The organism is Phaeobacter sp. JH20_02 (assembly GCF_048056915.1).
GTDB classification, from domain to species: Bacteria; Pseudomonadota; Alphaproteobacteria; order Rhodobacterales; family Rhodobacteraceae; genus Phaeobacter; species Phaeobacter bryozoorum.
In genome coordinates this window covers 81,710-94,917 of the sequence record NZ_JAYMVP010000009.1, presented here as the reverse complement: position 1 = coordinate 94,917, position 13,208 = coordinate 81,710, and the positions used below count along the sequence as shown (strand labels likewise).

At 59.4% G+C, this 13,208-nt stretch carries 11 protein-coding genes; 7 read left to right on the top strand and 4 right to left on the bottom strand.

What is annotated here, in order from left to right:
- The first annotated feature begins 5 nt into the window (after positions 1-5).
- From pip to infB, 6 genes are all read left to right on the top strand, one after another.
- A complete protein-coding gene (gene pip / locus VWY34_RS02075; RefSeq protein ID WP_416544110.1) occupies positions 6-986 on the top strand; it encodes a prolyl aminopeptidase in 981 nt (326 codons plus the stop codon).
- The gene (locus tag VWY34_RS02070) at positions 983-1,825 is read left to right on the top strand and encodes an ABC transporter substrate-binding protein (protein ID WP_416537731.1); all 843 of its coding nucleotides are present in this window, start codon (positions 983-985) and stop codon (positions 1,823-1,825) included. The genes pip and VWY34_RS02070 overlap by 4 nt, the downstream gene beginning before the upstream one ends.
- Before the next feature lie 190 nt (positions 1,826-2,015).
- A complete protein-coding gene (gene rimP / locus VWY34_RS02065) occupies positions 2,016-2,606 on the top strand; it encodes a ribosome maturation factor RimP (protein WP_340547161.1) in 591 nt (196 codons plus the stop codon).
- Complete coding sequence (gene nusA, locus VWY34_RS02060) at positions 2,606-4,231, top strand: transcription termination factor NusA (RefSeq protein ID WP_416544109.1); 1,626 nt, start codon at positions 2,606-2,608, stop codon at positions 4,229-4,231. The genes rimP and nusA overlap by 1 nt, the downstream gene beginning before the upstream one ends.
- Positions 4,232-4,257: 26 nt before the next feature.
- Positions 4,258-4,878, top strand: a complete 621-nt coding sequence (locus VWY34_RS02055) for an RNA-binding protein (RefSeq protein ID WP_340547163.1) — start codon at positions 4,258-4,260, stop codon at positions 4,876-4,878.
- 8 nt (positions 4,879-4,886) lie between these two features.
- On the top strand, positions 4,887-7,367 hold the full coding sequence (gene infB / locus VWY34_RS02050) for a translation initiation factor IF-2 (RefSeq protein WP_340547164.1): 2,481 nt from the start codon (positions 4,887-4,889) through the stop codon (positions 7,365-7,367).
- Positions 7,368-7,472: 105 nt separating this feature from the next.
- On the opposite strand, the gene VWY34_RS02045 is transcribed toward infB, so the two are convergent.
- The 4 genes from VWY34_RS02045 to VWY34_RS02030 form a co-directional block, all read right to left on the bottom strand.
- A complete protein-coding gene (locus VWY34_RS02045) occupies positions 7,473-7,607 on the bottom strand; it encodes a hypothetical protein (protein WP_340547165.1) in 135 nt (44 codons plus the stop codon).
- Between the two features lie 163 nt (positions 7,608-7,770).
- Complete coding sequence (mutT, locus tag VWY34_RS02040; protein ID WP_340547166.1) at positions 7,771-8,169, bottom strand: 8-oxo-dGTP diphosphatase MutT; 399 nt, start codon at positions 8,167-8,169, stop codon at positions 7,771-7,773.
- A complete protein-coding gene (argJ, locus tag VWY34_RS02035; protein ID WP_416544108.1) occupies positions 8,166-9,395 on the bottom strand; it encodes a bifunctional glutamate N-acetyltransferase/amino-acid acetyltransferase ArgJ in 1,230 nt (409 codons plus the stop codon). Before argJ ends, mutT begins: the two co-directional genes overlap by 4 nt.
- 2 nt (positions 9,396-9,397) lie before the next feature.
- Positions 9,398-10,249: a peptidylprolyl isomerase gene (locus VWY34_RS02030; protein WP_416544107.1), complete on the bottom strand. Its 852-nt coding sequence runs from the start codon at positions 10,247-10,249 to the stop codon at positions 9,398-9,400.
- Positions 10,250-10,426: 177 nt separating this feature from the next.
- Between VWY34_RS02030 and secA the strand changes: the two genes are divergently transcribed.
- On the top strand, positions 10,427-13,114 hold the full coding sequence (gene secA / locus VWY34_RS02025) for a preprotein translocase subunit SecA (RefSeq protein WP_416544106.1): 2,688 nt from the start codon (positions 10,427-10,429) through the stop codon (positions 13,112-13,114).
- The last annotated feature ends 94 nt before the right edge of the window (positions 13,115-13,208 follow it).

The window sequence follows — 13,208 nt, the reverse complement described above, 5'->3', positions numbered from 1 at the left end:
CAGTAATGGACAAATACCCGTATCAAAAGCGCGCAGTGCAGTATTTGTACCCGCCCATTGAACCCTTTGATCAGCGGATGGTCGATGTGGGGCAGGGCCACCATATCTATATGGAGCAGAGCGGTAATCCGGACGGTATCCCTGTGGTGGTCTGTCACGGAGGCCCGGGTGGCGGGAGCAGCCCGGCCATGCGGCGGTATTTCGACCCTGACCACTACCGGATTGTGTTATTCGATCAGCGCGGTTGCGGACGGTCGCGGCCGCATGCCTCCTGCGCTGACAATACAACCTGGCATCTGGTCGCGGATATGGAAATCATCCGCCGACTTCTGGGGCTGTCGCGGTGGATGGTGTTCGGCGGGAGCTGGGGGGCAACTTTGTCGCTGATCTATGCCCAGACCCATCCCGAGCGGGTGCGCCATCTGATCCTGCGCGGCGTCTTCCTGATGACCAAGTCAGAGCTGGACTGGTTCTACGGTGGTGGTGCTGGCCGTTTCTGGCCGGAGACCTGGTCGCGTTTTGTCTCGATGATCCCCGATGGTGAGCGGGGCGATCTGATCGCCGCCTATAACAGACGGCTGTTTTCCGGCGATATGGCTGAGGAGATCCTGTTCGGCCGGGCTTGGTCGGCATGGGAGAACGCGTTGGCCTCGATCCATTCCAACGGCACATCGGGCGAAAGCCCGGGCGACTACGCGCGCGCCTTTGCACGACTGGAGAATCACTATTTCATCAATGGCGGGTTTCTCGACTACGATGGTCAGATCTTTGCCAATATGGGGCGCATATCGCATATTCCCGGCATCATCGTGCAGGGGCGGTATGATATGATTTGTCCGCCGACCTCCGCCTGGAGATTGAAAGAGCTGTGGCCAAATGTCGAGTTGAAGATGGTGCGCAATGCGGGCCATGCTCTGTCCGAACCGGGAATCAGCGCCGAGCTGGTGCGCGCAATGGACCAGATTGCAGAGGAGCAGGAGCCATGACACGGATCGACAGGCGTGCGCTGTTCACATCTGGCGCCGCGGCTGCCCTGCTGGCTGCAACCGGGGCCGCGCTGGCTGATACGCCGCGGCAGGGCGGGATCCTTCGTCTCGCGGTACCGCGAGACGGTGGGCTGATGGATCAGGTCGCTCGTGGGGCCGTGTTTGACACCTTGATGGAAATTGGCCCTGACGGCTCCTTGCGGCCTGAGCTGGCCAGTCGCTGGAGCAGCAGCCCCGATGCGCGGGTCTGGCAGTTCGATATTCGGGCAGATGTGACGTTTCACGATGGAACACCGGTGCGGGCGGCGGATGTGGCGGCGAGCCTGCTGGGCAGCGATATCGGCGATGGCGCTGCTCAAATCGACATACTCTCGCCCGGTAGCATCCAGATTGTGCTGGGCGCGTCCAATCCGCATCTCCCTTATTTATTGGCCGATGGCCGGTTTGCGATTGCCGCCGGCGGGGAAACCTCAGGCGACCTCTCAGCGGCAAACGGGACCGGGTGCTACAGGGTGGAGCGCGCGCGCTCTGGGCGCGACTTCCGCGCGGCGAGGGTGCGGGGGCACTACAAATCCGGTCAGGCTGGTTGGGTCGATACGGTTGAGTTGATCGTGATTCCCGATGCCGCCGTGCGGGCTGAGGCGCTGCGGGATGGATATGTCGATGTCGCCGCCCTGCCAGCACCCGAAGGTCTCATCTCGCGCGGCAGTTTTCACTACCATCCATCCGTTGATGACATGGCGCTGGCAGCCCGGCGGGATGTTGGTATGCCTCGGACGATAGGCACTCGGTCGGCTTTGGACGATGGTCGTATTGCGGAACGCTGGTGGCGCCTCTGATCTGGAAGATTTGCAAGCCTGGGTCCGCACAGAACATGGGTCAGGGGAACTGCCTCTTGCAGTTTGGCCTGATCCGGCGTATATGCCTTTCGTAACAGCGGCGCGTCGGGTTTGACCCTCAGCTCCACCGGAAAGTTCAACGGGCCGCGCGCCCGTTTTTTTGTGCCCGAATCACAGATCTGGAATTCGTATGACCAATGACCTGATAGCCAAGGCAGCCATCGACCGTCGGCTTGCCGAGATCATCACCCCGGTGATTGAAGATCTCGGTTTTGAGCTGGTGCGTATTCGGCTGATGTCTGGCAAGACGACCACCCTGCAGATCATGGCCGACAAGCCTGAAGGCGGCATCGAGGTGGATGGCTGCGCTGAGATCTCCAACGCGGTCAGTGCGACGCTGGACGTGGAGGATCCGATCCTTGACAGCTACGCGCTTGAGGTCTCCAGCCCCGGTATCGACCGGCCGCTGACCCGTCTCAAAGACTTCGATATGTTCGAGGGCTATGAGGCCAAGATCGAGACCAGCGAGCTGATCGACGGCCGCCGCCGTTTCAAGGGCGAGCTGGCCGGTGTTGAGGATGACGAGGTTCTGATCAATATCGAAGAACATGGCGAGACTGTTACCATCGGCTTGAAATTCGACTGGTTGAGCGATGCCAAACTGGTTCTTACCGATGATCTGATCAAAGAAATGCTGCGCCAGCGCAAGGCTGCCGGCACCCTGAACGAAGACGCATTCGACGAAATCGAGGCCGATGGGTCCGAAGAGGAGAAAAAGTAATGGCTATCACATCAGCAAACCAGTTGGAGCTTCTGCAGACCGCAGAAGCCGTGGCGCGCGAAAAGATGATCGACCCCGGTTTGGTTGTCGATGCGATGGAAGAGAGCCTGGCGCGGGCCGCCAAAAGCCGCTACGGCAGCGAGATGGACATTCGTGTGTCCATTGACCGCAAGACTGGCCGTGCGACCTTTACCCGCGTGCGGACCGTGGTCGAAGATGACGCGCTGGAAAACTACCAGGCGGAAATGACTGTTGAGCAGGCCAAGCAGTATATGGCCGATCCTTCGGTTGGCGATGTCTTCGTCGAGGAAGTGCCTCCTGTCGAGATGGGCCGGATCGCTGCCCAGTCCGCCAAGCAGGTGATCCTGCAGAAGGTGCGCGAAGCTGAGCGTGATCGTCAGTACGAAGAGTTCAAGGATCGTGCCGGCACCATCATCAACGGCCTGGTCAAACGTGAAGAATACGGCAACGTCATCGTTGACGTGGGTGCGGGTGAGGCGATCCTGCGCCGGAACGAGAAAATCGGCCGCGAGAGCTACCGCCCGAATGACCGGATTCGCTGCTATATCAAGGATGTGCGCCGCGAGCCGCGTGGCCCTCAAATCTTCCTGTCGCGGACCGCGCCGGAGTTCATGGCTGAGCTGTTCAAGATGGAAGTGCCTGAAATCTATGATGGCGTCATTGAGATCAAGGCGGTTGCCCGTGATCCGGGTTCGCGCGCAAAGATTGCTGTGATCAGCTATGATGGCTCCATCGATCCGGTTGGCGCCTGTGTCGGTATGCGCGGTTCGCGCGTTCAGGCCGTGGTCAACGAACTGCAGGGTGAAAAGATCGACATCATCCCGTGGAACGAAGATCAGCCGACCTTCCTTGTGAACGCGCTGCAGCCTGCGGAAGTGTCCAAGGTTGTTCTGGACGAAGAAGCGGGCAAGATCGAGGTTGTGGTCCCCGAAGAGCAGCTGTCGCTGGCAATCGGCCGTCGTGGTCAGAACGTGCGTCTGGCATCGCAGCTGACCGCGCTTGATATCGACATCATGACCGAGGAAGAGGAATCGGCCCGCCGCCAGAAGGAATTCGAGGCGCGCACCAAGCTGTTCATGGAAACCCTGGATCTGGACGAATTCTTTGCCCAGCTGCTGGTCTCCGAAGGCTTTACCAACCTCGAAGAAGTTGCCTATGTCGAGCTGGATGAGCTGCTGGTTATTGACGGTGTCGACGAGGGCACCGCTCAGGAGCTTCAGGCGCGTGCGGCTGACTACCTGGAAGCGCAGGCGAAAGCGGCGATTGATGCAGCCCGCGCATTGGGTGCCGAGGACAGCCTGATTGACTTTGATGGTCTGACGCCCCAAATGATTGAGGCACTGGCCAAGGATGGCATCAAGACGCTTGAAGATTTTGCTACCTGCGCTGACTGGGAGCTGGCCGGCGGTTGGACCACCAACAAGGGTGAGCGCGTCAAGGATGACGGCATTCTGGAACCATATGATGTGTCGCTGGAAGATGCTCAGACTCTTGTCATGACCGCCCGCGTTCTGCTGGGTTGGGTGGATCCCACCGAACTGGAAGCGGATGCTGAAGACGATGCCGACATCGAAGACGGCGAAGCAGAAGAGGGCGAGGCCTGAACTCAGGCCTCGCAGCGAGGATAGCAATGACACGCGGTGGCAGTGACAAAGACCGGTCCGACGGACCGGAGCGAAAATGTCTGGCAACAGGCGAGATCCAGCCCAAAGAAGGGCTGATCCGCTTTGTTGTTGGCCCCGAAGGTCAGGTTGTTCCTGATGTGATGGGAAAGCTGCCGGGGCGCGGGGTCTATGTGACCTCGACCGAGGCAGCGCTCCAAACTGCGGTAAAGAAGAAACTCTTTGCCCGCGGTTTCAAGGCGCCGGTGACGGTGCCTGACGGGCTGGTGGATGAAATCAAAGGTCAGGTGCTGCGGCGCCTGATCGAGCTGATCAGCCTGGCGCGCAAGTCGGGTGATGCGGTCTCTGGCTATGAGAAGGTCAAAGACTGGCTGGCCAAGGAACACGCCCGCGTATTGATCCAGGCTTCGGATGGATCAGGACGGGGCAAATCAAAATTGAGCACGCCGCACCGTGGGAAATTCATCGGATGCCTCACTGCGGATGAGCTGGGCATGGCCTTTGGGCGCCAAACTGTGATACATGCGGCGCTGGCCTCTGGTGGACTCGGCAAACGTGTTGTAGAGGAAGCGCAACGACTACAAGGTTTGCGCGAAACGGTGGGCGGCAAGGGCCGCACGGAAGGATAAAGAGCTTTATGAGCGATAGTGACGGCAAAAAGACGTTGGGTCTTCGTGGTGGGTCCCGGCCCGGGAATGTGAAACAGAGCTTCAGCCACGGTCGGACCAAGAATGTCGTGGTGGAAACCAAGCGCAAACGCGTTGTGGTCCCCAAGCCGACCGCGGCCAAGGGGGGCTCAGGTGCGACGCCGTCCGGTGACGCATCGCGGCGTCCGGCTGGCATCAGCGATGCAGAGATGGCGCGCCGCCTGAAGGCGTTGCAGGCCGCCAAGGCCCGCGAAGTAGAAGAAGCGCAGCAGCGCGAAGCCGAGGAAAAGGCCCGTGCCGAAGAGCGTGAGCGCCGCCGGGCTGAACAGGAAGCCAAGGAACGTGAACAGCGCGAAGCTGAAGAGCGTGCCCGCCAGAAGGCCGAAGAAGAAGAGCGCAAGCGTGTCGAAGCTGAGGCTGCTGCGCAGCGTGCGGCTACTGATGCCGAAAAGAAAAAGTCGGAACCGGCTGCGGCCCGTCCCGAGCCGGGCCCGTCTTCGCAGCCTCGTAAGGGGGATCGCGAACGTGATGACCGGCAGAACCGCAATGCCAAAGGCCGCAACGAAGGCGGTGGCCGTCGCTCCGGTAAGCTGACACTTGGTCAGGCGACCGGTGGTGAAGGTGGTCGTCAGCGCTCCATGGCTTCGATGAAGCGTAAGCAAGAGCGCGCACGCCAGAAGGCCATGGGCTCGGTCGAGCGTGAAAAGGTTATTCGTGACGTCCAGCTGCCCGAGGCGATTGTCGTCTCCGAGCTGGCAAACCGGATGGCAGAGCGCGTCGGCGAGGTTGTCAAATCGCTGATGAACATGGGCATGATGGTCACGCAGAACCAGACCATCGACGCGGATACCGCCGAGCTGATCATCGAAGAGTTCGGCCACAACGTGGTGCGTGTTTCTGATTCGGATGTTGAAGACGTCATCAAAGAGGTCGAGGACAAGGAAGATGACCTTCAGCCGCGTCCTCCTGTTATCACCATCATGGGTCACGTTGACCACGGTAAGACGTCTCTGCTGGATGCGATCCGCGACGCGCGGGTTGTTGCAGGCGAGGCGGGTGGCATTACCCAGCACATCGGTGCCTATCAGGTGAAAACCGAAGGCGGGGCTGTGTTGAGCTTCCTCGACACGCCGGGCCACGCGGCCTTTACCTCTATGCGTTCGCGCGGTGCGCAGGTCACGGATATCGTGGTCCTTGTTGTGGCTGCAGATGATGCTGTGATGCCGCAGACCGTCGAAGCGATCAACCACGCTAAGGCGGCGGGTGTTCCCATGATCGTGGCCATCAACAAGATCGACAAGCCGGCCGCAGACCCGATGAAGGTCCGCACCGATCTGCTGCAGCATGAAGTTGTCGTGGAAGCGATGTCTGGTGAAGTACAGGATGTGGAAGTCTCTGCCGTAACTGGTCAGGGTCTGGACGAGCTGCTGGAAGCCATTGCGCTGCAGGCGGAAATCCTCGAACTGAAGGCCAATCCGGATCGCGCGGCTCAAGGTGCCGTGATCGAGGCACAGCTGGACGTGGGTCGCGGACCTGTGGCCACGGTGCTGGTTCAGAATGGCACCCTGCGTCAGGGTGATATCTTTGTTGTCGGTGAGCAGTACGGTAAGGTCCGTGCGCTGATCAATGACAAGGGTGAGCGGGTTCAGGAAGCTGGCCCCTCGGTTCCGGTCGAAGTGCTGGGTCTCAATGGTACACCCGAAGCAGGCGACGTTCTGAACGTCACCGAAACCGAAGCGCAGGCCCGCGAGATCGCCGAGTACCGCGCCCAGGCCGCCAAGGACAAGCGTGCAGCGGCCGGTGCCGCGACCACGCTGGAACAGCTGATGCAGAAGGCCAAGGAGGACGAAAATGTCTCCGAGCTGCCGATCCTGGTTAAAGCTGACGTGCAAGGCTCTGCCGAAGCCATCGTTCAGGCGATGGAGAAGATCGGCAACGACGAAGTGCGTGTTCGCGTGCTGCACTCCGGCGTTGGCGCCATCACCGAGAGCGACATCGGTCTGGCAGAGGCCTCTGGTGCTCCTGTCATGGGCTTCAACGTGCGTGCCAACACATCGGCACGGAACTCGGCCAACCAGAAGGGCGTCGAGATCCGCTACTACTCGGTCATCTATGACCTCGTCGACGATGTGAAGGCGGCGGCGTCCGGCCTGCTGTCAGCTGAGATCCGCGAGAACTTCATCGGCTATGCAGAGATCAAGGATGTCTTCAAGGTATCCAACGTTGGCAAGGTTGCGGGCTGTCTCGTGACCGAAGGTGTGGCACGCCGCTCCGCTGGCGTCCGCCTGCTGCGTGACAACGTTGTGATTCACGAAGGTACGCTGAAAACTCTCAAACGCTTCAAGGATGAAGTGGCAGAGGTTCAGTCCGGTCAGGAATGCGGCATGGCGTTTGAGAATTACGATGATGTCCGCAAGGGAGATGTGATCGAGATCTTCGAACGTGAAGAAGTGACCCGCACACTCGACTGATCCACGATCATAGCATGAATAAAAAAACCCCGGCCAAACCAGGTCGGGGTTTTTTTGTGGCTGGTTCAGGGAGGAGAACCAGTCTGCTAAGGAGAGTGTGGGGGATCAGGCGGCGCGGCCGACCGGTTCACCTTCATAGGTTTTGCTACCGACGCGCACCGAAATCTTGCCATCGGGCAAGCTGCGCACGAATGTGCCTTGGATGAAGATAAATGCACCCTGCTTAATCGTTCTGATCATGATCGCTACCGCCTCTTGCCGTCAGAAATACCGACATTACGCTGCCTGTTGGCTCTCAGGGTTAACGAAAAAAGTTAATGATTGATTGATGCACGTGAAGGATACCGCCGCAGGACGCGGCGGCGGCTAAGCCGTTCTGTGCGGGAAACCGGGCAGACCGGAACTAGAGCCAGTCCCGCAGGATCGGGATCAGCGGCACATCGGCCGCCGGCATGGGGTAATCACGCAGGTTCTGCGCGCGGACCCATTTCAGTGTCTGCCCTTCTTTCGCCTGCGGGATACCCTCCCATTTACGACAGGCAAATAGCGGCATCAGCAGGTGAAAATCTTCATAGCTGTGGCTTGCAAAGGTCAGCGGTGCCAGACAGGACGCCCAGGTGTTGATGCCGAGCTCCTCTTCCAGTTCTCGGATCAGCGCCGCCTCGGGCGTTTCACCGGGCTCGACCTTGCCGCCGGGAAATTCCCACAGACCCGCCATCGACTTGCCCTCGGGGCGCTGAGCAAGCAGCACGCGCCCCTCGATATCAATCAGTGCAACCGCAGATACCAGTACGGTCTTCATGACCGGTAGTCCGCGTTAATGGTGATATATTGGTGCGTAAGGTCACAGGTCCAAACAGTGCTCTGCCCCTCTGCCAATCCCAGATCAACCTTGATGACGATCTCCGACTTCTTCATTTCGGCGGCGCCGGCTGCTTCTCGATAGTTTGGCGACACCCAGCCTTTTTCGGCGACCAGTACATCGCCAAAGGAGATGGACAGCTTGTCCCGATCGGCGGCTGCCCCGGATTTGCCGATTGCCATCACGACGCGGCCCCAGTTCGGATCCTCCCCGGCAATGGCCGTTTTGACCAGCGGCGAATTGGCAATCGACAGGCCATGAACCTTGGCGTCGTGGTCATTCATCGCGCCGGTCACCTGGATCTCGACGAATTTGGTCGCGCCCTCACCATCGCGCACCACTTGATGCGACAGGTCCAGCATGACTGCTTCCAGCGCCTCGGCGAATTCAGCATGTCCGGTTACATCAACGCCAGAGGCGCCAGTGGCACAGAGCATCAGACTGTCCGAGGTCGATGTGTCGCTGTCCACGGTGATGCAGTTGAAGGTCCGGTCACAGGTTTGCGACAGAAGCTCCTGCAACGCCGACTGAGGCATCTTCGCATCTGTGAAGATATAGACAAGCATGGTCGCCATGTCGGGGGCGATCATACCTGACCCCTTGGCAATCCCCGCGATAGAGACGGTTTTTCCGTCGATCTCGATTTTCGCGCTGGCCCCTTTGGCAAAGGTGTCCGTTGTCATGATCGCGCCGGCAGCAGCTTCGATGGCGGTGGAGTCCAACCCATCGTTCAGCGCCGCGATCTGGGCGACGATGCGGTCGTGCGGTAGTGGTTCGCCGATGACTCCGGTTGATGCGGTGAACACCCGTGCGGCCGGAACTCCCGTGCATTCTGCTACACTGCGGGTGATCTCGGCAACCGAGGTTTGACCATAGTGCCCGGTAAAGGCGTTAGAATTGCCGGAGTTCACGAGGATCGCCGCGCCGTGCGCGGTGTCGTTTTCTGCCGAAGCGAGTTTTGCCTGACAGTCCAGAACGGGGGCGGAGCGGGTCGCGGAGCGGGTAAAGACGCCGGCGACGGCCGTTCCGGGTGCCATCACCGCGAGCATAACGTCCGTACGATCCTTGTATCTCACGCCGGCGGCTGCCGATGCGAATCTAACACCGGTGATTTCCGGCAGCTCGGGGAAATGGTCTGGTGCAAGCGGAGAGCGGGGCAGTGCCATTTTCAGTTCCTAACCAGGTCAAGGTTTTTCAGGATTGCGGGGTCTAGATCTACGATCTCAGGGCGTTCAATCGTTGCCGAGGTGGTCAGGGAGAGTACGCGCTCTTCTACCGCGTCCTGGCGCATCTGCGCTGCAAGCTCTTCGCGGACCTCGTCAAAGGTAGGCGCAGCAGAGGTGCGCCGTTCGTTGAGCTTGATCACATGCCAGCCGAACTGGGTTTGAACCGGTTCGGAGACGTCACCGGTACGCATCGCGAGGACGGCTTCTTCAAATTCCGGGACCATGCGCCCCTTGCCAAACCAGCCGAGCTCCCCACCGTTCGGGCCGGAGGGACCGGTCGACCGTTCGCGCGCTAGAGTGGCAAAATCAGCACCAGCCTCCAGCTCGGCGCGAATTTCGGCTGCATCCTCCTTGGTCTCGACCAGAATATGCGAGGCGTTGAATTCATCACCGCCGGTTCCGTCGGTGTATTTCTCGTCGTAGGCGGCGCGAAGGTCCTGTTCGGAGGCGGCACCCTCCATCACCTTTTCGATGACATCAGCGGCCAGCAGCGAACGGGCTTCGTTCTCTAGGGAGAGTTCGACGTATTTCGGAACCTCGCCATTCAGTTCCTGTTTCAGGCTGGTTTGCTGAATCAGCTGGTCCAGAATTGCGTCATAGAGAACATCATCCGGCAGCTGCTGATACTGCTGCGGCAGCGTCGCGCGGGCGATGATCATGTGACCAATCGTGATCTCTTCGCCATTCACCTTTGCAACCACTGTATTGGCATGTGGTTCGGCCACAGCGGGTATGGGCAGTGTCAAGGCGGCCGTCAGGGCCAGCCCCGACAAATAAGTGAGACCTTTGCGCATTGAATTCTTCCTATTCTCTGGCCACGGCTGGGCGTAGCGTTGACACCGTATTTGCGGGACCTTACATCGCCATGAGGCCTTTGACAGGACCGCTGTTCCATCATTGTTTATGAGTTGCAAGCGGGGCGGGCAAGCCTGCCAACGCCAGGGGCCAATGACAGGACGGTTGGAGAACACATGCTGGGTATCGGAACACTCGCCAAAAAGGTTTTCGGCACGCCGAATGACCGCAAAATCAAGGCGACACGGCCGCTGATTGCCAAGATCAACGCGCTGGAGCCCGAGTTCGAGAAACTCAGCGATCAGGAGTTGCAGGACAAAACCGCCGAGCTGCGCAAGCGCGCCGGTGACGGCGAGAGCCTGGATGACCTTCTGCCCGAGGCTTTTGCCAACGTACGCGAGGCGGCGCGGCGTGCGCTGGGGCTGCGGGCCTTTGATACGCAGCTCATGGGTGGCATCTTTCTGCACCAGGGCAATATTTCCGAGATGAAGACTGGTGAGGGTAAAACCCTCGTTGCGACCTTCCCGGCCTATCTCAATGCGCTGACCGGCAAGGGCGTGCATGTGGTGACGGTGAACGAATACCTCGCCAAGCGCGACAGCGAGTGGATGGGCAAGGTCTTTGCGCAACTCGGCATGACCACCGGCGTGATCTGGTCCGGCCAGCCTGATGCAGAGAAGATGGCTGCCTATCAGAGCGATGTCACTTATGCGACCAACAACGAGCTGGGCTTTGACTACCTGCGCGACAACATGAAGCCGAGCCTCGATCAGGTTTTCCAGAAACACCATAATTTCGCGATTGTGGATGAGGTCGACTCGATCCTGATCGACGAGGCGCGTACGCCGCTGATCATCTCAGGTCCGGCGGAAGATCGCTCGGAACTCTACTCGACCATCGACAAGATGATCCCGCTCCTGAGTGATGATCACTATGAGCTGGACGAAAAAACCCGCGGCGTGACCTTCACCGAGGATGGCAACGAATACCTCGAGCAGCAGTTGATCGCCCATGGCCTGCTGGAAGAGGGAGCGTCACTGTATGATCCTGAGAGCACTACGGTAGTACATCACGTCAACCAGGCGCTGCGGGCGCATAAGCTGTTCCAGCGCGACAAGGACTACATCGTGCGCGATGGCGAGGTGGTGCTGATCGATGAATTCACCGGTCGGATGATGGCCGGTCGCCGCCTTTCCGAGGGTCTGCATCAGGCCATCGAAGCCAAGGAAGAGGTTAAGATTCAGCCCGAGAACACAACGCTGGCCTCCGTGACCTTTCAGAACTACTTCCGCCTCTACAGCAAGCTGTCCGGGATGACCGGCACAGCGATGACCGAGGCCGAGGAATTTGCCGAGATCTACGGTCTGGGTGTGGTCGAGGTTCCAACCAACCGACCAATCGCTCGTAAGGATGAGGACGATCAGGTCTACCGCACGGCTGTCGAGAAATACCGTGCGATGATTGAAGAGACCAAGAAGGCCCATGAAAAGGGCCAGCCTGTTCTTTTGGGCACGACCTCGATCGAAAAATCCGAGCTGCTCAGCCAGATGCTGGAGAAAGAGGGCATCAAGCACAACGTGCTGAACGCCCGTCACCACGAACAGGAAGCCAAGATCGTGGCGGAGGCCGGTCGTCTGGGCGCTGTGACCATCGCTACCAACATGGCCGGCCGCGGGACTGACATTCAGTTGGGCGGTAATGTGGAGCTGAAGGTGCTGGATGCGCTGGACGCCCAGCCCGATGCCGACCCGGTTGCCCTGCGCGCCGAGGAAGAGGCCAAACATGCCGCGGAAAAGCAGAGTGTTCTGGACGCAGGTGGCCTGTTCGTGATGGCTTCCGAACGCCACGAGAGCCGCCGGATCGACAACCAGCTGCGCGGTCGCTCCGGTCGCCAGGGCGATCCGGGTCGCACCGTGTTCTACCTCAGCCTTGAAGATGATCTGATGCGCATCTTCGGGTCAGAGCGGCTGGACAAGCTGTTGTCGACCCTTGGCATGAAAGAGGGCGAGGCGATCATTCACCCTTGGGTGAACAAGTCGCTGGAACGCGCCCAGGCAAAGGTCGAAGGCCGCAACTTTGACATGCGTAAGAACGTTCTGAAATTCGACGACGTGATGAATGATCAGCGCAAGGTGATCTTTAACCAGCGTCGCGAAATCATGGCTGCTGAAGATCTGTCCGAAATCGTCGGTGATATGCGTCATGAGGTGATCGACGATCTTCTCGATGTGCATATGCCGGCCAAGACCTATGCCGACCAATGGGACAGCGAGGGCCTGCAGGCGCAGGTCCGCGAGAAACTCGGGCTTGATGTCCCCGTGGTCGACTGGGCTGCCGAAGAAGGCGTCGATGACGAGCAGATCCGCGAACGTCTGGTCGCCGCCAGCGATGCCAAGATGGCAGAAAAGACCGAAGCGTTTGGTGCTGAAACCATGCGCAATATCGAAAAGCAGGTTCTGCTTCAGACCATCGACGCAAAATGGCGCGAACATCTTCTGACGCTGGAACATCTGCGTTCTGTGGTGGGCTTCCGTGGCTATGCGCAGCGTGATCCGCTCAATGAATATAAGAATGAGAGTTTCCAGCTGTTTGAAACCATGCTCGATACGCTGCGTGAAACCGTCACTCAGCAGCTCGCACATGTGCGCCCCATCAGCGAAGAAGAGCAGCGCCAGATGATGATGCAGCTGGCCGCCCAGCAGGCGGAACTGCAAAGGGCCGCTGCTGGCGCTGCGTTGCCGGAGGCACCAGCCGATGGGTTTGTTGAAGACGATCCCTCGACATGGGGCAATCCATCTCGCAATGACAAATGCCCTTGTGGGTCTAGCAAGAAGTTCAAACACTGCCATGGCAGCCTCAGCTGAGGCGCCGGACAGGTGACATAGTCTGGCGAAAACAGTGAAAATTGCATACTTTCGCCAGATTCTCAGCAAGGGGCGGCCATCAATTGGTCGCCTT

Bases quoted from the DNA above. Each gene is read 5' to 3' on its own strand.
- infB (WP_340547164.1), top strand. From the start codon at position 4,887: ATGAGCGATAGTGACGGCAAAAAGACGTTGGGTCTTCGTGGTGGGTCC.
- argJ (WP_416544108.1), bottom strand. From the start codon at position 9,395: ATGGCACTGCCCCGCTCTCCGCTTGCACCAGACCATTTCCCCGAGCTG.
- pip (WP_416544110.1), top strand. From the start codon at position 6: ATGGACAAATACCCGTATCAAAAGCGCGCAGTGCAGTATTTGTACCCG.
- nusA (WP_416544109.1), top strand. From the start codon at position 2,606: ATGGCTATCACATCAGCAAACCAGTTGGAGCTTCTGCAGACCGCAGAA.
- VWY34_RS02045 (WP_340547165.1), bottom strand. From the start codon at position 7,607: ATGATCAGAACGATTAAGCAGGGTGCATTTATCTTCATCCAAGGCACA.
- VWY34_RS02030 (WP_416544107.1), bottom strand. From the start codon at position 10,249: ATGCGCAAAGGTCTCACTTATTTGTCGGGGCTGGCCCTGACGGCCGCC.
- rimP (WP_340547161.1), top strand. From the start codon at position 2,016: ATGACCAATGACCTGATAGCCAAGGCAGCCATCGACCGTCGGCTTGCC.
- mutT (WP_340547166.1), bottom strand. From the start codon at position 8,169: ATGAAGACCGTACTGGTATCTGCGGTTGCACTGATTGATATCGAGGGG.
- VWY34_RS02070 (WP_416537731.1), top strand. From the start codon at position 983: ATGACACGGATCGACAGGCGTGCGCTGTTCACATCTGGCGCCGCGGCT.
- VWY34_RS02055 (WP_340547163.1), top strand. From the start codon at position 4,258: ATGACACGCGGTGGCAGTGACAAAGACCGGTCCGACGGACCGGAGCGA.
- secA (WP_416544106.1), top strand. From the start codon at position 10,427: ATGCTGGGTATCGGAACACTCGCCAAAAAGGTTTTCGGCACGCCGAAT.